Raw genomic sequence first — 22,280 nt, forward strand, 5'->3', positions numbered from 1 at the left:
CGTTCCCACGCTCCGCGTGGGAATGCAGCCCGGGCCGCTCCGCGTCCCCTGCCGAAGCGGACGCAGAGCGTCCATTGAGGCATTCCCACGCAGAGCGTGGGAACGATCAGGGACGGGTCAAGCCAGGCAAATCCGGCAGATTCTTCGGCGAACAGATTCGTACGCGCTTCTGCCGGTTCAACTCGCCGCTGATCAAGCTGACCTGGCTCTTGGAGACTCCGAACGCCTTGGCCAGGAACGCCATCAAATACGCATTGGCCTTGCCTTCAACAGGCGGCGCGGTCAGGCGAATTTTCAGGCGATCGCCGTGCAGCCCGCAGAATTCATCGCTGCGGGCCGCCGGTTGCAGGTGACATTCCAGAATCAGATCATCACCGTCCCAACGGAAGTAGCTCATCAGATCAGGCCAAGCAGCCCCTGCGGCATGAAGGCAAAGTACGCCAGGCGTGGGATCAGCCAGCTTTGCAGCAACTGGATCGCGATAAACGCAAAGATCGGCGAAATATCGAGGCCACCCAGGTTCGGAATGATCCGACGGAACGGGGCGAGCACCGGTTCAGTAATCTGCGCGACCAGCTCAGCACCGGGATTGTGGCTGCCAGGGGCGACCCAGGACAGGATCACGCTGATGATCATGGCGTAGAAAATAATGTTCAGGAACAGCGAGAAAAGCGCGATCAGTGCCCAAGGTATCAGCAGCACCCAGTCGACCAGGAAGCCCTTGAGGAACAGGATGACCGCGATCAACAGCATTTGAATGATCAGCGCCAGTACCAGCGACGACATGTCCAGCCCGAACATGCTCGGGATGACCCGGCGCAGAGGCTTGAGCAACGGTTGAGTGGCTTTGACAATGAACTGGCAGAGCGGGTTGTAGAAGTTCGCCCGAACCAGTTGCAGGATGAAGCGCATCAGCACGATCAGCAGGTACAGGCTGCCTAAGGTTTTAATGATGAAAACGGCAGCGTCATTGAGTCCGAGCATCTTTGATTCCTTTATAAGAGCTGATTAGCGACCGAGTTGCTCAGCCATCTCGGCCGAGCGATGTGCGGCGGCGCCGAGTGCTTTTTCGACCAGCGCTTCGAAGCCGCCGGCCTGGAATGACTTGATTGCAGCTTCCGTGGTGCCCGCCGGCGACGTCACGCGACGGCGCAGTTCGGCAGCATCGACATCGCTGGCGACGGCCATGTGAGCGGCGCCCAGTGCGGTTTGCAGGGTCAGTTGGGCGGCGATGTCCGCTGGCAGGCCGAGTTTCACGCCGGCAGCGGTCATGGCTTCGATCAGCAGGAAGAAGTACGCAGGACCCGAGCCGGAAACTGCGGTGACGGCGTCCAGTTGCTGCTCTTCGTCCAGCCACAGGGCAACGCCCACGGCTGACAGCAGCTCTTGAGCCTGCTGGCGTTGTTGCGCGTTGACTTGGGCGGTGGCAAACAAGCCGCTCACGCCTTGGCGCAGCAACGCCGGGGTGTTGGGCATGCAACGCACGATCGGCTGGGCGCCGAGCCAGGTGTTCATGCTCGCGCAGGTAATGCCCGCGGCAATCGAGACCACCAGTTGATTCGGCTTGAGGTGTGGACGAATCGCTTCGCACACAGCCTTCATGGCCTGGGGTTTGACCGCCAGCACGACCACGTCAGCGCCTTGAATGGCATCAGCGTTGTCGGCGAATACTTCGATACCGTGTTCGGCGCTCACTTTGGCGCGGGTTTCGGCGCCCGGATCGCTGGCGCGGATTTGCGCGGCGTCCAGACCCTTGGCGCGCAGGCCGCCGATCAGGCTGGCGGCCATGTTGCCGGCACCGATAAAGGCAATACGTGTCTTGCTCATGTCAGGTCCTTATAGAGAGATGTGTCAGCCATGGTTCATGGTTGACCGTAGTCGCGGGCGCCAAACAGGGCCGTACCGATGCGGACCCAGGTGGCCCCCATGGTGATGGCCGACTCAAGGTCGTGGCTCATGCCCATGGAAAGTGTGTCGAGCGGCAGGTTCAGGCTGGCTTGCGTGCTTTTGATCAAGTCGCGCACGGCAGCAAACGCGGCATCCTGGGCGGCGCGATCGTCGGTCGGCTCGGGGATCGCCATCAATCCGCGCAGCGTGATGCGCGGCAGTTCGCTGATGGCCTTGGCCAGGGCGGGCAGATCGGCCGGCGTGCAACCGGATTTGCTGGCTTCACCGCTGACGTTGACCTGGATGCAGATGTTCAGTGGCGGCAAATCGGCAGGACGTTGTTCGGACAGGCGTTGTGCGATTTTCAAACGATCCACGGAGTGCACCCAGGCGAAGTGCTCGGCGATAGCACGAGTCTTGTTCGATTGAATGGGGCCGATGAAGTGCCAGATCAAGGGCAGGTCGGCCAGTTCGAGCTGTTTGCCCAATGCTTCCTGCAGGTAGTTCTCGCCAAAGTCGCGCAGGCCTGCGGCATACGCCTCGCGCAGGGCCTCGGCGGGCTTGGTCTTGCTTACGGCCAGCAACTGGACGCTGTGCTCGTCGCGGTGGGCGGCGAGGGCGGCGGCACGGATGCGTGAACTAACCAGGGCTATGTTGTCTGCTATCGTGGACATTCGATCCTGCCTGAAAAGTGCCTGCACTCGATCATGCGGCGTTAAAACTCGACTCAGAATGCTCATTGACTGACGTCAACTCCGCTTCTTCGCCGACTTTTGCCTTGCCTGATCATCGCTTGGCGACTTTTCAGACTAGGATCAAGGCGCCAGCGGGTCTGAGGTTGGCGGCATTCTACTGGAATTGAGGAGCGCTATGGATATCACTGAGCTGCTGGCCTTCAGCGCTAAACAGGGCGCGTCCGACTTGCACCTGTCCGCCGGCCTGCCACCGATGATTCGTGTCGACGGCGATGTGCGGCGCATCAACTTGCCGGCCCTGGACCACAAGCAGGTGCACGAGCTGATCTACGACATCATGAATGACACCCAGCGGGTGGACTTCGAGAAACACCTGGAAACCGATTTTTCCTTTGAAGTGCCCGGCGTCGCGCGCTTTCGGGTTAACGCCTTCAACCAGAATCGTGGTGCCGGCGCCGTGTTCCGGACCATTCCGTCGAAGGTCCTGAGCATGGACGAGCTGGGCATGGGCGAGGTGTTTCGCAAAATTACTGAGGCGCCTCGCGGGCTGGTGTTGGTCACGGGCCCGACCGGCTCCGGCAAATCCACCACCCTGGCGGCGATGATCGATTACCTGAACAACCATCGGCATCACCATATCCTCACCATCGAGGACCCGATCGAGTTCGTCCATGAATCGCGCAAATGCCTGATCAACCAGCGCGAAGTCCATCGCGACACCCGCAGCTTCGCCACGGCGCTGCGCTCGGCGCTACGGGAAGACCCGGACGTGATTCTGGTGGGTGAGATGCGTGACCTGGAAACCATTCGCCTGGCGCTGACTGCAGCCGAGACCGGTCACCTGGTGTTTGGCACGCTGCACACCACATCGGCGGCGAAAACCATCGACCGGGTCGTGGATGTATTTCCGGGCGATGAGAAGTCGATGGTGCGTTCGATGCTGTCCGAGTCGTTGCTGGCGGTGGTGTCGCAGACACTGATCAAGAAAATCGGCGGCGGGCGGGTTGCGGCGCACGAAATCATGCTCGGTACTTCGGCGATTCGGAACCTGATCCGCGAAGACAAGGTGGCGCAGATGTACTCGTCGATTCAGACCGGTGGGTCGCTAGGGATGCAGACGCTGGATATGTGCCTGAAGGATCTGGTGACCAAAGGCGTGATCAGCCGCGAGCATGCGCGGGAGAAGGCGCGGTCGCCGGATAATTTTTAGGATGAGAGATTGATCGTTCCCACGCTCTGCGTGGGAATGCAGCCCGGGACGCTCCGCGTCCCTTTCAGAGCCGAACGCGGAGCGTCCGTTGAGGCATTCCCACGCAGAGCGTGGGAACGATCATCCCGGGACAGGCCCGGGATTTCAATTCAGCGCTGAACGACGCGCATCTGATTCGGTTCTTTAGGCAGAACCCGCTTGGCAACCACGTAGTGGCTTTCCCAGTACGGCTTCTTCAAGGTGTCGATAGTGACCGACTTGCCACGACGGGGTGCGTGGATGAAGCGGTCGTTGCCCAGGTAAATGGCGACGTGATTGACCCGACGGCTCTTGATGTTGAAGAAGATCAGGTCGCCCGGCTTCAAATCGTTACGATTGACCTTCTCGCCATGACCGCTGGCCATCGCGTTGGATGTGCGCGGCAGGTCGAACGTGGCGTCGTTGAACGCGTATTTCACCAGGCCACTGCAATCGAACCCTTTACTTGGGGTGCTGCCGCCCCAACGATAAGGTGTACCGAGGACATTCACGGCGCGGCTCAACACATTGCTGCTTGTCTTGGTCGCCATCGGCGGAACAAGTTTGCTGTTGGCTTTGCTCAACTGCGGGGACAATTTCGCATTGTGTTTGTTTTTGCTCGAAGGAGCAGAAACGTGGGATTTTGGGGTGTAACCATTAACGTTTGGAAGACGTTGCTCACGATTGGTGGCGTGGGCGGCCAGTGGCATCAAAAGGCAAATGGTTAGCCATGTCTTGAAAAATGGACGCATTAGGCAGGGCTCATATGGGGAAGCGCGCAACTTTATAACAGCTTTTTTGTCCCTTCCGAGGCCGTTGGTCGATTCAACCTAGGGGGGAACGGAACCAAATAAGCGGCAAATGGACGCAATTGTCTGACAGGAGTCAGGTGCTACAAGGCTTTGACGGGAAACAGAGTAGCATTTGCCATACGTCGGCAACCTGTAAAAAAGTCACAAAGAATTCAAGAATATTTATCTATCGCGTGATTCGAGGTCCTTCATGAACACCTATCAACAGGCTGGCCCGCATCAAGATACGCACAGCAAGGTGATCGGTTACCTGCTGTGGATTTTCGGATTCACCGGGGCTCATCGGTTCTACTACGGCAAACCGGTCACGGGGACAATCTGGTTCTTCACGTTCGGTTTGTTGGGTATCGGCTGGCTGATTGACGTATTTCTGATCCCTGCCATGGACCGCGAAGCGGACCTGCGGTTCACTGCCGGGCCCATTGAATACAACGTGGCGTGGATTCTGCTGACGTTTCTGGGGGTATTCGGTGTACACCGGATGTATCAGGGGAAGTGGATCAGCGGTCTGCTGTACCTGGTGACGGGCGGGTTGTTCTTCGTCGGGGTGCTGTATGACTTCTGGACCTTGAATGACCAGGTATCTGTGCGCAACGCGCAGAACAGAGGCACTTTCCAGTAAGCCATCTTGAGCAGGCTCGCTCCCACAGCGATTAGATCCATGTGGGAGCGAGCCTGCTCGCGATTGAGTACAACGCGGTCTTACGCCTGGTGGCTAATCCGCCCATCCACCAAGGTGTAACGCACCACACCTGGCAGGCTATGGCCAATGAACGGGCAGTTCTCGCCCTTGGACAGCCAGTTTTCACCGGCAATGGTCGACGCCGCAGGGTCGAACAGCACGATGTCCGCAGGCCCACCTACCGCCAACTTGCCCGCAGGCAGGCGCAACGCCTCGGCAGGCCCGGTGCTCAAGCGTGCGAGCAACGTCGGCAAGTCCAGCAACCCATCTTCCACCAGCGTCATCGCCAGCGGCAGCAACAGTTCAACGCTGCTGATGCCCGGCTCGGTCGCGCCGAACGGTGCCAGTTTGGCATCCCGTTCGTGCGGCTGGTGATGGCTGGAGATCGCGGACACAACTCCGGACTTCACGGCTGCACGCAGGCCGTCGCGGTCGGCGCGGGTGCGCAGCGGCGGCTGGACGTGATAGAGGCTGCTGAAGTCGATCAGCGCTTCGTCGGTCAGAATCAGCTGATACAGCGCCACATCGGCGGTCACCGGCAGGCCGCGAGCCTGAGCCTGAGCAATCAGCGCCACACCGCGCGCGCTGGTGAGCTGGCTGAAGTGCGCGCGTACGCCACTTTGCTCGACCAGCAGCAGGTCCCGGGCCAGGGCCACGGTTTCCGCCGTTTCCGGAATGCCCGGCAAACCGAGGAAGCTGGCGGTCGGGCCTTCGTGAGCCAAACCACCTTCGGCCAGGTCATGGTCCTGCGAGTTGAAAATAATCGTGAGGTCGAACGTCGCTGCGTATTCCAGCGCCCGGCACAGCGTGCGGGTGTTGCGGAAGCTCTCCAGACCGTTGCCGAAAGCCACGCAGCCGGCATCGCGCAAGGCGACCAGTTCGGCCAGTTGTTCGCCGTCCAGGCCTTTGCTCAGCGCGCCGACCGGGAAGACTTTGGTGTTGCCGGCCTCGCGAGCGCGGTCGAGGATCAACTCGGCCACCGCCGAGGTGTCCAGCACCGGCTTGGTTTTCGGCGGGCAGCACAGGCTGGTCACGCCACCGGCAGCGGCGGCGCGGGTTTCGCTGACAATCGAGCCTTTGCGGCTGTAGCCCGGCTCACGCAGGGCGACGTTAAGGTCAACCAGGCCCGGGGCTGCCACCAGACCCTTGGCATCAATGGTGTCGACGGGGACAAAACCGGCCGGAGCGGCGCCCAGGGCGACGATCTTGCAGGCTTCAACATGGATATCAGTCACTTGATCCAGGCCGCTGGCAGGATCGATAACACGGGCGCCGAGAATGCTGAGCTTCACTGGGCGTTCTCCTGCTCAAATTGGCGCTGGGCCGTTTGCCCGCTCATGGCCATGGACAGCACGGCCATACGAATGGCGATACCGTAGGTCACCTGATTGAGGATCACCGAATGCGGACCGTCGGCCACCGCCGACTCAATTTCTACCCCACGGTTGATCGGTCCCGGGTGCATGACGATGCAGTCTGGCTTGGCCCCGGCCAGGCGTGCGGTGGTGAGGCCGAACAAGCGGTAGAACTCACCTTCGCTCGGCAGCAGGCCGCCGGTCATGCGCTCACGTTGCAGGCGCAACATGATCACCACGTCGACATCTTTCAGGCCTTCGGTCATGTCGGTGTAAACCTTCACGCCGTATTGCTCGATGCCAATCGGCAGCAGGGTTTTCGGCGCGATCACGCGGATGTCCGGGCAACCCAGGGTTTTCAGCGCGAGCATGTTCGAGCGCGCGACGCGTGAGTGCAGGATGTCGCCGACGATGGCCACCGAGAGGTTTTCGAAGCCGCCCTTGTGCCGACGGATGGTCAGCATGTCGAGCATGCCCTGGGTCGGATGCGCGTGACGGCCATCGCCGCCGTTGATGATCGCCACTTGCGGGCAGACATGCTCGGCTATGAAGTGCGCCGCGCCCGAGTCACCGTGACGTACGACGAACATGTCGGCGGCCATCGCTTCGAGGTTGCGCAAGGTGTCGAGCAGGGTTTCGCCCTTGCTCGCCGACGACGTCGACACGTTCAGGGTGATCACGTCGGCCGACAGCCGTTGGGCCGCCAGCTCGAAGGTGGTGCGGGTGCGGGTGGAGTTTTCGAAGAACACGTTGCACACGGTCTTGCCGCGCAGCAACGGGACCTTCTTCACCGCCCGGGCGCCAACTTCGAGGAATGAGTCGGCGGTGTCGAGGATTTCCGTCAGCAGCTCGCGGCGCAAACCGTCGAGCGAGAGGAAGTGGCGCAGCTGGCCCTGATCATTGAGCTGCAGCGGGCGCTTGGTATGTAGAGGCGTCATCGCGAGGGGGACTCTCAATAGGGCGAATTAAAGGGCGAGGTCTTGCAGTTCGAGCTTGAGTTCGGGGCCGGACAGCTTCACGCGCTCGTGGGCCGGCAGGGACAGGGTCGCACCGACCACGTTCGGGCGGATCGGCAGTTCGCCGGCGTCCAGGTCCAGCAGGCACACCAGCGTCACACTGGCCGGGCGGCCGTAGTCGAACAGTTCATTCATCGCGGCGCGGATGGTGCGGCCACTCATCAACACGTCGTCAATCAGCACCAGGTGCTGGCCTTCGATCTCGAACGGCAATGCCGAAGGGCGCACTTGCGGGTGCAGGCCGTTCTGGCTGAAGTCGTCACGATAGAAGGACACGTCCAGGGTGCCGAGCGGCGCATCGCTGCCCAGCTCATCGAGCAACGCCTGGGCGACCCAGACGCCACCGGTGCGAATACCGATGTAACGCGGTGCGCTGATGCCACGGTGTTCCAGGTATGCCTTGAGACGGATCGCCATCTGGCTGATCAGTTCGGCGGGATTGGGCAGGCTCATGGTTGCTCCTTCTTGGGCCCGAGCCGGATGTTGCTTGAGTGATGGCTCGGGTTGTCGCTATAGAGAGTCGCTTGCGGCGGCTCTTCAGAATTAGATGCAGTCAGGACTCGAACAGCGCGCTGTTTTCGTCGAGCCAGCCTTGCAGCAGCAGGGCTGCGGCGATGGCATCGACCGGGTTATCGCGGTAACTGCCCTTTTGCCCGCCGCGATCACGGCGCTCGCCCTTGGCTTCGAACGTGGTCAGGCGCTCATCGTGGGTATAGAAGGGCAGGTTGTAGCGGCCGTTCAAGCGGCGGGCAAATTTCTCGGCGCGCAGGCACATGTCGCTGGGCGTGCCGTCCATGTTCAGCGGCAGGCCGACCACCACGGCATCGGGTTTCCATTCCTTGATCAGCGCTTCGACCTGATTCCAGTCGGGAATGCCGTTTTGCGCCTTCAAGGTGCACAGTTCGCGGGCCTGGCCGGTAATCACCTGGCCGACCGCCACGCCGATCTGTTTGGTGCCGTAGTCGAAACCCAGAATCAGGCGCAGGGCCATCAGGCGTGCCCCGCCTGACTGGTGAGCAGGCTGAGGTTGACGCCGAGGCGCTTGGCCGCTGCTTCCAGGCGAAGTTCGCTGCTGGTGTTGAACAGGATGGCGGCATCGAACGGGCAGGTCAGCCAGGCGTTCTGTGCCAGCTCGGCCTCCAGTTGCCCGGCTTCCCAGCCGGCATAACCGAGGGCAATCAGGCTTTTCGGTGGGCCGACGCCATCGGCAATGGCGAACAGCACGTCCTGGGAGGTCGACAAGGAAAGATCGCCCTCCAGATCAACGGTCGCCTGAAACGTCTTGCCCGAGGGGTGCAGGACAAAACCGCGATCGGTCTGCACAGGGCCGCCGATGAAGATCGGCACATGCTGGCAGAGCGTCGGCGGTTCGATATCGGGGCGCAGTTGCTCGAGGATATCGGCCAGATTCAAGTCTTGCGGACGGTTGACCACCAGCCCCATGGCGCCATTGGCCGTGTGCTCGACGATGTAGGTCAAGGTGTGCGCAAAATTCGGGTCGGCCATGTGAGGCATGGCGATCAGGAAGTGATGCTTGAGGTAGCTGGGGCTGACGTTCTTCATGTGCGCTAGTGTGGCGTTGGAGGGGCAAACTGACAAGCTGGGGATGCACAGGAAATGCCGCAATTTGGTAGTCGACGCAGATCAAATGTGGGAGCGAGCTTGCTCGCGATGACGGATTTACATTCAGCATTGATGTCGAATATAGACCGCTATCGCGAGCAAGCTCGCTCCCACAGGGGTTATGTGGTGGTCAGTTACTGGATAGCCTGTCCCCAGGGGCAAACTTCCACGTGCGGATGATTTCCAGCCGGTCGATATCCGACAAATCCCCGGTAAACGGTGAAAACGGTGCCGCCAGTCGCACAATTCGCTGGGCCGCCTGATCCAGCAGCGGTTGCCCGGAGGATTCGAGCACCAACACTTCATACAGCGAGCCGTCGCGGTTGATCGAGACCATCAGTCGCAAATTGCCGTAGATCTGCTTGCGCCGCGCTTCGTCGGGGTAGTTCAGGTTGCCGATACGCTCGACCTTCTTGCGCCATTCGTCTTTGTACCAGGCGCCCTTGTCGCGCATGGTCGAGGCCGCGCTCAGGCGGTGAATGCGCGGGCGCTTGGCGTATAGCTGCTGTTCGTTGGCCAGTTCCGCTTCCAGGCTGGCGATGTCACTGGACAGTTGTTCACTGTCGAACGTCGGCGCGGCCACGGCGGGTTTGGTCTGGGGTTTGACCTCTTCTGTCTTGGCGGCGGCTTTTTTCGGCTTCGGCGCGATGGTCGTCACAGCTGCCTTGGGCGGCGCTTCCTGCACTTCGGGCTTGGCGGCTGGCGGCGGGGTGACTTTTTGCACCTTGTTGTCCTGGAAAGGCGCGATCTCGGTGGTCTTGGGGATGGCCTTTTTATCCAGGGTGCCGCTGCCTTCCTGATTTTCCTGGGCAAGGAAATCGGCTTTCGCAGGCTTCTTTTCGCTTTTGAAGGTGGCGAGGGTGATTTCCAGGGTTTTGCTGATCTGCTTGGGTTCGACCATCGTAAAGCCGACGCCCAGCAGCAAGGCCAAGTGAATCAGCGCCGCGAGAAACAGGGTAAATCCGAGGCGATCGGCCGGGCGCACGCCACGATGGGCGAGTTCAACGGGAAGATCGGACGGGAGTGTCATGACAAGAAAACCAACATCGCGTTTTTCACAAGCCGCGCATGATAACGCAATGTTGGTTGCACCTTGGCTGTTCTATATCAACGAGCCTTGAGCTTCTGATCGATGGCATCCATCAGCAGGCCACCGATGTCGGTGCCGAAGGCATTATCAATCTCGCGAATGCAGGTTGGGCTGGTGACGTTGATCTCCGTCAGGTGCTCGCCGATCACGTCCAGGCCGACGAACAGCAGGCCTTTTTCACGCAGGGTCGGGCCGACTTGCGCGGCGATCCAGCGATCCTTGTCGGTCAACGGACGCGCTTCGCCACGGCCACCGGCCGCGAGGTTGCCACGGGTTTCACCCGCCGCCGGAATCCGTGCCAGGCAATAATCCACCGGCTCGCCGTCGATCATCAGGATGCGTTTGTCGCCATTGACGATTTCCGGCAGGTAACCCTGGATCATGATCTGCTGCTTGCCATGCAAGGTCAGGGTTTCAAGGATCACCGACAGGTTCGGGTGACCGGCGGTGTGACGGAAGATCGACGAACCGCCCATGCCGTCCAGCGGTTTGAGAATGACGTCGCCGTGGTGATCGGCGAACTCGCGCAGTACGTCCGGGCGACGGCTGACGATGGTCGGCGGCGTGCATTGCGGGAACAACGTGGCAAACAGCTTTTCATTGCAGTCGCGCAGGCTCTGCGGCTTGTTGACCACCAGCACGCCCGCGCGCTCGGCTTGCTCGAGCAGGTAAGTGGAGTAGACGAACTCCATGTCGAATGGCGGATCCTTGCGCATCAGGATCACGTCCAGATCGCTCAACAGGGCGTCGGTCTCGGCGTCCAGTTCGAACCATTTTTGCGGATCGGCGAACACTTTCAGCGGACGCATCCGCGCCCGGGCTTCGCCCTCGGCCTGGTACAAATCGGCCTGTTCCATATAGAACAGTTCCCAGCCACGCTTCTGCGCGGCCAGCAGCATGGCCAGCGAACTATCCTTTTTATAGGAAATGCTGGCGATAGGGTCCATGACAATCCCGACGCGAACGCTCATGGGTTTTTCCTCGAAATAGGGTGGTCCGAATGGACACGAAAAAGTGGCGTCAGATTGGCGCCCACCGTGTTCCCGGTCAAGGAAAAACCACCGCGCAGGTCACCCGATAGATTGCATTTGGAGACTGTGCTAAAAAGGCTGCCATGTCATGCTGGCCCTTGAGTATCAAGGGTTTCGAGCCACCGAAGATCCGTAATCGGACAAATTGATTCGCAAAGGCGACGGTAGAGCATTTATGGAACAGCATTCCAGCGCCTTGAAGGTCATGGTGATCGACGATTCGAAAACGATTCGCCGCACCGCCGAAACGCTGTTGAAGAATGTGGGTTGTGAAGTCATCACGGCCATCGACGGTTTTGATGCCCTGGCCAAGATTGCCGACAACCACCCTGGCATTATCTTTGTCGACATCATGATGCCGCGCCTGGATGGCTATCAGACCTGCGCTTTAATCAAGAACAACAGTGCGTTCAAGTCCACGCCAGTGATTATGCTGTCGTCCAAGGACGGGCTGTTTGACAAGGCCAAGGGGCGCATTGTCGGCTCCGACCAGTTTTTGACCAAGCCTTTCAGCAAGGAAGAACTGCTGAACGCGATCCAGGCCCATGTTCCGGGCTTTGCCGCCGTTTTGCCGCAGTAGGACACTCACAGTGACGCTCGGCCAGTGGGTCCGGCGTCGACAAGAATGGGGAAGACCATGGCACGTATTCTGATCGTCGATGACTCGCCGACCGAAATGTACAAACTGACCGGCATGCTGGAAAAGCACGGTCATGAAGTGTTGAAAGCCGAAAACGGCGCCGACGGCGTGGCCCTGGCTCGTCAGGAAAAACCGGACGCGGTCCTGATGGACATCGTCATGCCCGGCCTCAATGGCTTCCAGGCGACCCGTCAGCTGACCAAAGACCCGGAAACCGGGCACATTCCGGTGATCATCATCACCACCAAGGATCAGGAAACCGACAAGGTCTGGGGCACGCGCCAGGGCGCCAGGGACTACCTGACCAAACCGGTCGACGAAGACACCCTGATCAAAACCCTGAACGCCGTGCTACCTGATTGATTGCCCCGTCATGACCGAGTCGCTGACGGCGTTCGAACGGCTGCTGCAGATTGATCAGCGCTGTCGCCTGCTGGCGGCGGATTTGCCGTCGCAGCCGACCCGACAGGACCGTTGGAGCGGTATCGGGTTTCGTCTGGGCGAGGCCTGGTATGTCGCGCCGATGGGCGAAGTCAGCGAGGTCCTGCATGAACCGCGCTTCACTCAGCTTCCAGGGGTGAAACCCTGGGTCAGGGGCGTGGCCAACTTGCGCGGGCGATTGCTGCCGATCATGGACTTGTGTGGTTTCTTTGCGGGTAATGAAACCAGCCATGAACTGTCAGCGGTGCGCAAACAACGTCGCGTGTTGGTGGTGGAGCATAACGAGGTGTTTGCCGGGTTGCTGGTCGATGAAGTCTTCGGCTTGCAGCACTTTGACCAGGACAGCCTGAAGCCGGCAGCGACCTTGAGTGGCTCGATAGCTCCGTTCATCAAAGGCCGTTTTCAGCGTGAACAGGATTGGCAGGTGTTCAGCCCGTTTGCGTTGGCGCAATCGCAGAGCTTTATGCATGTGGCGGTGTAACTGAATCGCCCTCTATTTAATGTGGGAGCGAGCCTGCTCGCGATTCAGGCACCGCTGACATCAGATCTACCGCGTTATCGTTCAATCGCGAGCAGGCTCGCTCCCACCGGGGATCTTCGGTGGGTTCTAAAGGTTGGTTAACAGGCGAGGACCGATGATCAAAACAACAACAGGCAAGCCGGAAGCATCGCGCAGCCGCTCGCAGATCATCGTGCTGTTCATCGCGCTGATCATCTTCATCATGCTGCTGTTCGCCAACTTCGCTTACCTCAATACGCAAGCCTCGTACGACAAGCAGTACATCGGCCACGCCGGCGAGCTGCGCGTGTTGTCCCAGCGCATTGCCAAGAACGCCACCGAAGCCGCCGCCGGCAAGGCAGCGGCGTTCAAGTTGCTAAGCGATGCGCGCAACGATTTTGCCCAGCGCTGGGGTTACCTGAAGAAGGGCGACCCGGCCACCGGTCTGCCGCCAGCACCGTCCACCGTGCGCCCGGAAATGCGCGCCGTGCAGCAGGACTGGGAGCGTCTGCTGAAAAACACCGATGCGATCCTCTCCAGCGAGCAGACCGTGCTGTCGCTGCATCAGGTCGCCGCGACGCTGGCCGAAACCGTGCCGCAGTTGCAGGTCGAGTACGAAAAAGTCGTCGAAATCCTCCTGCAACGGGGTGCTCCGGCCGCTCAGGTGGCCATGGCCCAGCGTCAGTCGTTGCTGGCCGAACGTATTCTGGGTGCGGTCAACACCGTGCTGTCCGGCGATGAAAACTCGCAGCAAGCCGCGGACGCGTTCGGTCGTGACGCCGCGCGATTCGGCCAGGTGCTCAATGGCATGCTCCAAGGCAATTCGGCGCTGCGGGTCAGTCAGGTCGAAGACCGCGATGCGCGCGCTCGCTTGACCGAGATTTCCGAGCTGTTCGAGTTTGTCTCCGGCTCGGTGGATGAAATCCTCGAAACTTCGCCAGAGCTGTTCAAGGTTCGTGAATCGGCGACCAATATCTTCACCCTGTCGCAAACCTTGCTCGACGAAGCCTCGCACCTGGCCACCGGATTCGAGAACCTTGCCGGCGGGCGCGACACCGATACCCTCGGCGGCTACGTGCTGGGCTTGTTGGCGCTGATGTCGATCATCCTCATCGGCCTGGTGATGGTGCGCGAAACCAATCGCCAGCTGCGTGAAACCGCCGAAAAGAACGAGCGCAACCAGACCGCGATCATGCGCCTGCTCGACGAGATCGAGGATCTGGCCGATGGCGACTTGACCGTGACCGCCTCGGTGACCGAAGACTTCACCGGAACCATCGCCGACTCGATCAACTATTCCGTCGATCAACTGCGTGATCTGGTCGCGACCATCAACCTCACCGCCGGCCAAGTGGCCGCTGCCGTGCAGGAGACCCAGGCCACCGCCATGCACCTGGCCCAGGCCTCGGAGCATCAGGCGCAACAGATCAGCGAAGCGTCCACCGCGATCAACGACATGGCCCAGTCCATTGATCAAGTGTCGGCCAACGCCGCCGAATCCTCGGCGGTAGCCGAGCGCTCGGTGGAAATCGCCAACAAGGGTAACGAGGTGGTGCACAACACCATCCACGGCATGGACAACATTCGCGAACAGATCCAGGACACCGCCAAGCGCATCAAGCGTCTTGGCGAGTCTTCTCAGGAAATTGGCGATATTGTCAGCTTGATTGACGACATTGCCGACCAGACCAACATCCTCGCGCTCAACGCGGCCATTCAGGCTTCCATGGCCGGTGACGCCGGGCGCGGTTTTGCGGTGGTGGCCGACGAAGTGCAGCGCCTGGCCGAGCGCTCGTCCGCCGCGACCCGGCAGATCGAAACCCTGGTGCGGGCGATTCAGGCTGACACCAACGAAGCGGTTATTTCGATGGAGCAAACCACCACCGAAGTGGTGCGTGGCGCGCGTCTGGCGCACGATGCCGGAGTGGCCCTGGAAGAAATCGAAGGGGTGTCCAAGACCCTGGCGGCGCTGATCCAGAGCATTTCCAACGCCGCGCAGCAGCAGACGTCTTCGGCCGGTCAGATTTCCCTGACGATGAACGTGATCCAGCAGATCACCACGCAGACCTCGTCGGGTTCTACCGCCACCGCCGAAAGCATCGGTAATCTGGCGAAAATGGCCAGCCAGCTGCGGCGTTCAGTGTCCGGTTTCACCTTACCGGCCGCCACGGTGCAGGCTGCGGACAAAGTGTGACGCGCCGCTGGGCGAATGCTTTTTCTTGAGTAGAGCAGTGATTTGGAGTGGTTATGGGTGATCGGCACGACTATGTGGCCCTTGAATGGGTCAAAGGCGAGATTGCCGAAACGCTGAAAGTGGCTCATCAGACTATCGAAAACCTGCTGGATGACCCGCAGGCGACGCACATGCTGAGCGATTGCCTGGCGTGCATCCACCAGGTTCACGGCAGTTTGCAGATGGTCGAGTTCTACGGCGCGGCCTTGCTCGCCGAAGAGATGGAGCAACTGACAAGCGCCTTGCTGAACAACCGCGTCAGCCATCGCGACGAGGCGATTCATCTGTTGATGCAAGCACTCGGACAACTGCCGATCTACCTCGACCGGGTACAAGGCGCGCGCCGCGATCTGCCCTTGGTCGTGTTGCCGTTGATCAATGACCTGCGCAGCGCCCGAGGCGAAAGCCTGTTATCGGAAACCAGTCTGTTCAGCCCGCAGTTGCCGGACCTGCCGCCGCTCGACGAAGAATCGCTGGCACTGCTGGAGCCGGCGGATCTGCCGAATGTGCTGCGCAAGTTGCGACAAATGTTGCAGATGGCCCTGGTTGGATTGCTGCGCGAGCAGGATGGCGAGACCAACCTCGATTACCTGGCCAAGGTTTTTTCACGCCTGGAAGGGCTGTGCGCCGATGCGCCGCTGAGCCCGTTGTGGCATGTTGCCTCGGCGCTGGTCGAAGGCATGCACGCAGGCGTGATCGCCAACAGTCCGGCCTTGCGCAGCCTGTTCAAGGACGCCGACAAAGAACTCAAGCGCCTGCTTGAACAAGGCATGAGCGCAATCAATCAGCCGGCACCGCCGGAGCTGCTTAAAAGTTTGCTGTTCTACATTGCCAAAGCCGAACACCCCACCGGGCAGATGCTGACCATGAAAGATCGCTACGGACTGGACGACGCGCTGCCTGACAGTGCAATGGTCGACGAAGAACGCGCACGCCTGGCCGGCCCCGACCGCGATGCCATGCGCTCGGTCCTGGCCGCGCTTTGTGAAGAACTGGTGCGGGTCAAGGAACGCCTTGACCTGTTCGTGCGCAGCGACCGCCAGCACACCTCGGACCTTGGCAACCTGCTGGCGCCGCTGCGGCAAATTGCCGACACCCTGGCGGTGCTGGGTTTCGGCCAGCCGCGCAAAGTGATCATCGATCAACTGGCGGTTGTGCTGAGCCTCGCTCAGGGCCAGCGCGAACCCAACGACGCGATCCTGATGGACGTTGCTGGCGCCTTGCTCTATGTCGAAGCAACGCTGGCCGGCATGGTCGGCACCGTCGAACCGGAGAGCCGCGAAGACAGTCACCTGCCAACCATCGACCTGACGCAGATCCATCAGATCGTGATCAAGGAAGCCCGCATCTGCCTGCAACAGGCCAAGGACATGATCGTCGACTACATCGACGCCGACTGGGACCGCCAGCAGTTGCAGGCATTGCCGGCGTTGCTGACCCAAGTGCGCGGCGCGCTGTCGATGATTCCGCTGAGCCGTGCGGCGAGCCTGATCGAAACCTGCAATCACTTCATCCGCGAGCATCTGCTGCTGGAACCGGGCCAGCCCGGTTGGCAGGAACTGGACAGCCTCGCTGACGTTATCACCAGCATCGAGTATTACCTTGAGCGGCTGAGCGACGACCCCGAAGCGCCGGGCGAACAACTGCTCGACGTGGCGGAAAAAAGCCTGGCCTCACTCGGGTTTTTCCCCAGCGAACAGCACGTGCCGATGCTCGAAGACGTGCTCAGCCCGACTGAAGCCCAGGTCATGCAGGACTTGCAGGCGCTGGATGATCCCGACACCGTCAAGTCGCTCGCCGATGTCCTGGCCAGCCCGGTATCGTCGGTCAATCCGCCCGCGCTGAACATTCCCGGCAGCCTGTTGCCGCCGCCCGCCGGTGAGGAACCGGTGGACGATGAACTGCGCGAAGTGTTCCTCGAAGAAACCGATGAAGTGCTGGAAGTCCTCCGGGATTATTTGCCGCGTTGGCTGGCCAATCCCGACGATCAGGCCGCCTTGAGTGAATTGCGCCGCGCATTCCACACCTTGAAAGGCAGTGGCCGGATGGTGCGTGCGCTGGTGCTGGGCGAGCTGGCCTGGGCGATGGAAAACCTGCTCAACCGCGTGCTGGAGCACAGCGTTGCGCCTGGCCCTGCTGTCCAGCAACTGCTTGGCGAGGCTTTGAAACTGCTGCCGAAACTGGTGGCCGAATTCGCCGCCAACGCCCAGCGCCAAAGCAACGAAGTCGACCATCTGGCTGCTCGCGCCCACGCCCTCGCCAAGGGCGAGACGCCTGCCAGCGATGAAGATACCCAGGACGTCGCGGCCCTCGATCCGCTGTTGCTCGAGATCTTCCGCAAGGAAGCCGAAACCCATCTCGCCAGCCTCAACCGCTTCCTCGATCAGGCCGCCGAGCATGTGCCGTTGCAGGCCAGCGACGAGTTGCAGCGGGCGCTGCACACCTTGAAGGGCAGCGCCTCGATGGCCGGCGTGTTGCCGGTCGCCGAACTGGCCACACCCTTGGATCAACTGGCCCGTGAATACAAAGCCCACCTGATCGCCCTCGATCTGGATGAAGTCGAGTTGCTGTTGGAAGCCGAAGGGTTGTTCCGCCTCGGGCTGCGGCAACTCAAGGATGATCCGCTGGCCGAGATTGCGGGCGCTCCTTCGTTGATCGAACGCACAAAATCGTTGCTCGCCGAACGCCTGGAAGCGCTCTTGAAGGCGCCGAGCACGGCACAACGCACCAAGCGTGATCCGCAGCTGATCAATAACTTCCTGGCCCAGGGCATGGACATCCTGCTGGACGCCGAGAGCCTGTTGCAACGCTGGCAACAACACCCCGGCGAGCGTCAGGAACTCAGCGCGTTGCTCGACGAATTGACCACCTTGGGCGAAGGCGCACACTTGGCCGATCTGCATCCGGTAGATGAACTCTGCGAAGCCTTGCTCGACCTGTACGGTGCTGTGGAGGAGAGCAGCCTGGCGGTCAGCGAGCGGTTTTTCCACGAGGCGCAAAGTGCCCATGAAGCGCTGATCAACATGCTAGACGAACTGGCTGCCGGCCAGGAAGTCAGTCCGCAACCGGAACGCATCCGGGCCTTGCGCGGCTTGCTCGATGAAAGCCTTGATCCGTCGTCCATGGGCCTGATCCGCAGCGATGGCAGCCGTACGCTGAGCATTCGCGAACTCGGCAGCGCCACCGCCGAACTGCAACAGACGGCGACTCAGGTCGAGCTGGACGATGAGATTGTTTCGATCTTCCTCGAAGAAGCGGTGGATATCCTCGAGAGTGCTGGCCAGGCCTTGCAGCGCTGGCTGGGCGATCCGGACAACGCCGCGCCGTTGTCATCCTTGCAGCGGGATTTGCACACCCTCAAGGGCGGCGCGAGGATGGCTGAGGTCGAGCCGGTCGGCGATCTGGCCCATGAACTGGAAAGTCTTTACGAAGGCTTGGTGGACCGCCGTTACAGTCACAGTGAAACCCTTGCGCAGCTGCTGCAACAGAGCCATGACCGGCTCGCGGTGCTGCTTGATCAACTGCAGAACCAGCACACGCTGAGTGCCCCGGACGATCTGATCGAGGCGATTCGCACGTTCCGACAAGGCAACGTCATCGGCGCTGACGCAGCGCATCCCGCGCCGGCCAACGACTCGCCGGGCCATGACCCCGAGCTGCTGGAGATCTTCCTCGAGGAAGGTTTCGACATCATCGAAAACTCGGGCGCGGCACTCGTGCGCTGGCAAGCCGAACCGACCAACCGCCAGGAGGTGGAAACCCTGCTGCGCGACCTGCACACGCTCAAGGGCGGCGCGCGGATGGTGGAAATTGCCCCCATCGGCGACCTGGCTCATGAACTGGAGTTTCTATACGAAGGCCTGTCCGCCGGCGTACTGCAACCGACCCCGGCGCTGTTTGCCCTTCTGCAAAGCAGTCACGACCGACTGGCGCAAATGCTCGATGCCACTCGCGCCGGGCAACCCCTGCCACCGGCCGATCGGTTGATCGATGCGATCAAGAATTTCAGTCATCCCGCTGGCCTCGATACGCCGGTGGTGGCGCCCGCCATGCCCAAGGCCGAGATTGCCTCGCCACTGAGCGAGGCCGGCGCGGACATGGTCAAGGTCTCGGCGGAACTGCTCGACGACCTGGTCAACCTGGCCGGTGAAACATCGATCTTCCGTGGCCGTGTCGAACAGCAGGTCAACGATGCGCGCGTGGCCCTGAACGAGATGGAAACCACCATCGAGCGCATGCGCGATCAACTGCGCCGGCTAGATACCGAAACCCAGGGACGGATTCTCAGCCGTCAGCAAGTCGACGCCGAACGCCTGGGCTATGAAGAATTCGATCCGTTGGAAATGGACCGTCACTCACAGTTGCAGCAACTGTCGAGGGCGTTGTTCGAGTCCGCTTCCGACCTGCTCGACCTCAAGGAAACCCTCGATCGGCGCAATCAGGACGCGGAAAACCTGCTGCAACAGCAGGGCCGCATCAACACCGAATTGCAGGAAGGCCTGATGCGCACGCGCATGGTGCCGTTCGAACGCATGCTGCCGCGCTTGAAACGCATCGTGCGCCAGGTGTCCAGTGAACTGGGCAAAGACGTTGAGTTTGTGGTCGGCAACGCCGAAGGAGAGATGGACCGCAACGTGCTTGAGCGCATGGCGGCGCCGCTGGAGCACATGCTGCGTAACGCCGTGGACCACGGCCTGGAATCGACCGAGGCGCGGATTGCGGCCGGTAAACCGGCTCAGGGTCGCATCACCCTCGACCTATCCCGAGAAGGCGGCGACATCATTTTCGACATTCGCGACGACGGCGCCGGCGTGCCGTTGGAAGCTGTGCGGCGCAAGGCGATCAAACGCGGGTTGCTGGCGCCGGACGCCGATCTCAGCGACCACGACGTGTTGCAATTCATCCTGCAGCCGGGGTTCTCCACCGCCGAGAAAATCACCCAGATCTCCGGGCGTGGCGTGGGCATGGACGTGGTCCACGAAGAAGTCCGGCAGCTCGGCGGCACCATGAGCATCGATTCGGTGCCTGGGCAGGGTGTGCACTTTCGCATTCGTCTGCCGTTCACCGTTTCAGTCAACCGGGCGCTGATGGTGCAGTGCCTGGACGATCTGTACGCGATTCCACTCAACACCATCGATGGCATAGTTCGCGTGTTGCCCAACGAACTCGAAGGCCATTACCGGCTCGATCCGCCGACCTACCAATACGCCGGGCAGACGTATGAGCTGTGCTACCTGGGCGAACTGCTGAAAACCAGTACACGCCCGAAATTGCTGGGCCAGAGCCTGCCGCTGCCGGTATTGCTGGTGCAATGCAACGAACGGCACATCGCCGTGCATGTCGACGCCATGGCCGGAACCCGCGAGATCGTGGTGAAGAGCCTCGGCCCGCAGTTTGCCGCGGTGCAGGGTTTGTCCGGGGCAACGATTCTGGGGGACGGGCGGGTGGTGCTGATTCTCGACTTGCTGGCACCGATTCGTGCCATGCAGGCGCGCGCGCCACAACGGCCGATGTCGGAAGATGTCGAGGTCGAACCGCATAAACCGCTGCTGGTGCTGGTGGTCGACGATTCGGTTACCGTGCGCAAGGTCACCAGCCGACTGCTCGAACGTCACGGCATGAACGTGCTGACCGCCAAGGACGGCGTCGACGCCATGCTGCTGCTCCAGGAGCACATGCCCGACGTGATGCTGCTGGACATCGAAATGCCGCGCATGGACGGCTTTGAAGTGGCGGCCCAGGTGCGCGCTGATGAACGCTTGCAACACCTGCCGATCATCATGATCACCTCGCGCACCGGGCAGAAACACCGCGACCGCGCCATGGCCATCGGCGTCAACGACTACCTTGGCAAGCCGTACCAGGAATCGGTGCTGCTCGAAAGCATCGCCTTGTGGAGCAAAACCCATGCATGAGCATCGCACCAGCAACCTCACCGGTCTGCTGTTGCCTCTGGCCGACCGCAACCTGATCCTGCCCAACGTCGCGGTGGCGGAGCTGATCGACTATCAGCCGGGGGCGTTCGATCTGGATTCACCACCGTGGTATCTGGGGTTGGTGGCGTGGCGGGACCGGCAGATTCCGTTGCTCAGTTTCGAGTCGGCGTGCGGCCAGAAAATCGTCATCGGCGAACGGGCACGAATCGTCATTCTCAATGCCCTCGGCGGTCGACCAGAGCTGAAATTCATCGCGCTGCTGGTGCAAGGGATTCCGCGCTCTTACAAGCTCGACAGCCAGTTGAGCTATGTGGATGTGCCGTTGTGTCCACTGGAACAGGCGGCGGTGCAGGTCGGGGAGCAAGTGGCCAAGGTGCCGGATTTGCTGGCGCTGGAGGAGTTGCTTGTTAAAGCAGGGTTGATCTGACTGGCCCCATCGCGAGCAGGCTCGCTCCCACATTGGATCTGCGGCGCACGCAAATCCCCCTGTGGGAGCGAGCCTGCTCGCGATGGCGGCCTTTAATTCACTGCAGCCCCGTCTGTTAAGCGTCGGCCTGAACCTTCAGCTGCGATACCTCATGGTGATCCAGCGCCCGCTCCACCAACAGGTGCACACCATCGGCCATTCGGCTGAGCGCCAGGGCTACCGACCGGCGTGATCCTTCCACATCGTCCGCCAGATCGGCCGCAATCGCGCTGATGGAAAGCAAATCTTCGGAGGCATTGGCCAGCAAGGCTTCGGTGTCGATATCGGGGGAAACGGTGAACAGGTGGTGTTTGCGGCGCTTGCCCGGTTTTTCGTGGGCCGGAGGGAAGTAGTGGGCGAAGGCGCGGTCGTCGGCTTCCTTGAGTTTTTCGACTTCGAGGGATGCGTCGGAACCGGTATCGGTTTCCGGGGGATTGGGAGTGGCTTTGAACATTGTGAATCTCCAGTAATGAGTTTCAGCTGCTCCATCGGTTCCACGCGAAGGGGTGGCAGCTGTACGCAGGTTGGAACCCGAGGTGGAGAAAACCCGGCAGACCCGAAGGTCTCCCGCGCACAGCCGCCATAACTGAGTGCACACATTAAAGGTGCGCAAGCATACGTCATGAGGGGCGCTTTTGCGCCTTCA

Annotated in this window: 21 protein-coding genes; 8 read left to right on the forward strand and 13 right to left on the reverse strand. The window is 60.9% G+C overall.

Annotation, left to right across the window (positions count from 1 at the left end; genetic code table 11):
- Window positions 1-106: 106 nt before the first annotated feature.
- The 4 genes from ACM6I0_RS17785 to ACM6I0_RS17800 are packed head-to-tail and all read right to left on the reverse strand — an operon-like array spanning window position 107 to window position 2,561.
- Window positions 107-397, reverse strand: a complete 291-nt coding sequence (locus ACM6I0_RS17785) for a DUF167 domain-containing protein (protein ID WP_285432826.1) — start codon at window positions 395-397, stop codon at window positions 107-109.
- Window positions 397-984, reverse strand: a complete 588-nt coding sequence (locus ACM6I0_RS17790) for a YggT family protein (protein ID WP_208671040.1) — start codon at window positions 982-984, stop codon at window positions 397-399. The genes ACM6I0_RS17785 and ACM6I0_RS17790 overlap by 1 nt, the downstream gene beginning before the upstream one ends.
- Window positions 985-1,008: 24 nt before the next feature.
- Window positions 1,009-1,827, reverse strand: coding sequence for a pyrroline-5-carboxylate reductase (proC, locus tag ACM6I0_RS17795; RefSeq protein ID WP_414922920.1), 819 nt, complete (start codon window positions 1,825-1,827; stop codon window positions 1,009-1,011).
- A gap of 35 nt (window positions 1,828-1,862) precedes the next feature.
- Complete coding sequence (locus ACM6I0_RS17800; protein ID WP_285432823.1) at window positions 1,863-2,561, reverse strand: YggS family pyridoxal phosphate-dependent enzyme; 699 nt, start codon at window positions 2,559-2,561, stop codon at window positions 1,863-1,865.
- A gap of 196 nt (window positions 2,562-2,757) precedes the next feature.
- Here ACM6I0_RS17800 and ACM6I0_RS17805 point away from each other — a divergent pair, with 196 nt between their 5' ends.
- The gene (locus ACM6I0_RS17805; protein WP_222588842.1) at window positions 2,758-3,792 is read left to right on the forward strand and encodes a type IV pilus twitching motility protein PilT; all 1,035 of its coding nucleotides are present in this window, start codon (window positions 2,758-2,760) and stop codon (window positions 3,790-3,792) included.
- Window positions 3,793-3,941: 149 nt separating this feature from the next.
- On the opposite strand, the gene ACM6I0_RS17810 is transcribed toward ACM6I0_RS17805, so the two are convergent.
- A complete protein-coding gene (locus ACM6I0_RS17810; protein WP_285432821.1) occupies window positions 3,942-4,562 on the reverse strand; it encodes a C40 family peptidase in 621 nt (206 codons plus the stop codon).
- A 250-nt stretch (window positions 4,563-4,812) separates the two neighbouring features.
- On the opposite strand from ACM6I0_RS17810, the gene ACM6I0_RS17815 reads away from it, so the two are divergent.
- A complete protein-coding gene (locus tag ACM6I0_RS17815; protein ID WP_090178619.1) occupies window positions 4,813-5,244 on the forward strand; it encodes an NINE protein in 432 nt (143 codons plus the stop codon).
- 80 nt (window positions 5,245-5,324) lie between these two features.
- On the opposite strand, the gene ACM6I0_RS17820 is transcribed toward ACM6I0_RS17815, so the two are convergent.
- The 7 genes from ACM6I0_RS17820 to gshB all read right to left on the reverse strand — a co-directional run bounded on the left by ACM6I0_RS17820 (window position 5,325) and on the right by gshB (window position 11,359).
- Entirely contained in the window at window positions 5,325-6,596 is a 1,272-nt protein-coding gene (locus ACM6I0_RS17820) for a dihydroorotase (protein ID WP_414922921.1), read from the reverse strand.
- A complete protein-coding gene (locus ACM6I0_RS17825) occupies window positions 6,593-7,597 on the reverse strand; it encodes an aspartate carbamoyltransferase catalytic subunit (protein WP_285432817.1) in 1,005 nt (334 codons plus the stop codon). The genes ACM6I0_RS17820 and ACM6I0_RS17825 overlap by 4 nt, the downstream gene beginning before the upstream one ends.
- A gap of 27 nt (window positions 7,598-7,624) precedes the next feature.
- The gene (pyrR, locus tag ACM6I0_RS17830) at window positions 7,625-8,128 is read right to left on the reverse strand and encodes a bifunctional pyr operon transcriptional regulator/uracil phosphoribosyltransferase PyrR (RefSeq protein ID WP_285432816.1); all 504 of its coding nucleotides are present in this window, start codon (window positions 8,126-8,128) and stop codon (window positions 7,625-7,627) included.
- Between the two features lie 100 nt (window positions 8,129-8,228).
- Window positions 8,229-8,666: a Holliday junction resolvase RuvX gene (gene ruvX / locus ACM6I0_RS17835; protein ID WP_090178626.1), complete on the reverse strand. Its 438-nt coding sequence runs from the start codon at window positions 8,664-8,666 to the stop codon at window positions 8,229-8,231.
- Window positions 8,666-9,238: a YqgE/AlgH family protein gene (locus ACM6I0_RS17840; RefSeq protein ID WP_090178629.1), complete on the reverse strand. Its 573-nt coding sequence runs from the start codon at window positions 9,236-9,238 to the stop codon at window positions 8,666-8,668. The genes ruvX and ACM6I0_RS17840 overlap by 1 nt, the downstream gene beginning before the upstream one ends.
- Before the next feature lie 190 nt (window positions 9,239-9,428).
- Window positions 9,429-10,328 (reverse strand): energy transducer TonB, encoded by a 900-nt coding sequence (locus tag ACM6I0_RS17845; protein ID WP_285432811.1) that lies wholly within the window; start codon window positions 10,326-10,328, stop codon window positions 9,429-9,431.
- Window positions 10,329-10,405: 77 nt separating this feature from the next.
- Window positions 10,406-11,359: a glutathione synthase gene (gene gshB / locus ACM6I0_RS17850; RefSeq protein WP_285432809.1), complete on the reverse strand. Its 954-nt coding sequence runs from the start codon at window positions 11,357-11,359 to the stop codon at window positions 10,406-10,408.
- 235 nt (window positions 11,360-11,594) lie between these two features.
- Between gshB and pilG the strand changes: the two genes are divergently transcribed.
- The 6 genes from pilG to ACM6I0_RS17880 all read left to right on the forward strand — a co-directional run bounded on the left by pilG (window position 11,595) and on the right by ACM6I0_RS17880 (window position 21,595).
- Complete coding sequence (gene pilG, locus ACM6I0_RS17855) at window positions 11,595-11,999, forward strand: twitching motility response regulator PilG (RefSeq protein WP_008152601.1); 405 nt, start codon at window positions 11,595-11,597, stop codon at window positions 11,997-11,999.
- Between the two features lie 57 nt (window positions 12,000-12,056).
- Window positions 12,057-12,422 carry a twitching motility response regulator PilH gene (gene pilH / locus ACM6I0_RS17860; protein WP_090178641.1) on the forward strand — a complete coding sequence of 122 codons (366 nt, stop codon included), beginning with the start codon at window positions 12,057-12,059 and terminating at the stop codon, window positions 12,420-12,422.
- Between the two features lie 10 nt (window positions 12,423-12,432).
- Window positions 12,433-12,981 carry a chemotaxis protein CheW gene (locus tag ACM6I0_RS17865; RefSeq protein ID WP_285432806.1) on the forward strand — a complete coding sequence of 183 codons (549 nt, stop codon included), beginning with the start codon at window positions 12,433-12,435 and terminating at the stop codon, window positions 12,979-12,981.
- 154 nt (window positions 12,982-13,135) lie between these two features.
- Entirely contained in the window at window positions 13,136-15,193 is a 2,058-nt protein-coding gene (locus tag ACM6I0_RS17870; protein WP_414922922.1) for a methyl-accepting chemotaxis protein, read from the forward strand.
- Between the two features lie 53 nt (window positions 15,194-15,246).
- Window positions 15,247-21,147, forward strand: a complete 5,901-nt coding sequence (locus tag ACM6I0_RS17875; RefSeq protein WP_414922923.1) for an Hpt domain-containing protein — start codon at window positions 15,247-15,249, stop codon at window positions 21,145-21,147.
- Window positions 21,140-21,595, forward strand: coding sequence for a chemotaxis protein CheW (locus tag ACM6I0_RS17880; protein WP_414922924.1), 456 nt, complete (start codon window positions 21,140-21,142; stop codon window positions 21,593-21,595). Before ACM6I0_RS17875 ends, ACM6I0_RS17880 begins: the two co-directional genes overlap by 8 nt.
- Before the next feature lie 115 nt (window positions 21,596-21,710).
- Here ACM6I0_RS17880 and ACM6I0_RS17885 read toward each other — a convergent pair whose 3' ends face one another.
- Window positions 21,711-22,088 carry a DUF6124 family protein gene (locus ACM6I0_RS17885; RefSeq protein ID WP_414922925.1) on the reverse strand — a complete coding sequence of 126 codons (378 nt, stop codon included), beginning with the start codon at window positions 22,086-22,088 and terminating at the stop codon, window positions 21,711-21,713.
- Window positions 22,089-22,280: the final 192 nt, after the last annotated feature.

Origin of the sequence: Pseudomonas sp. IT-P294 (genome assembly GCF_949767865.1) — a bacterium.
Taxonomy (GTDB): domain Bacteria; phylum Pseudomonadota; class Gammaproteobacteria; order Pseudomonadales; family Pseudomonadaceae; genus Aquipseudomonas.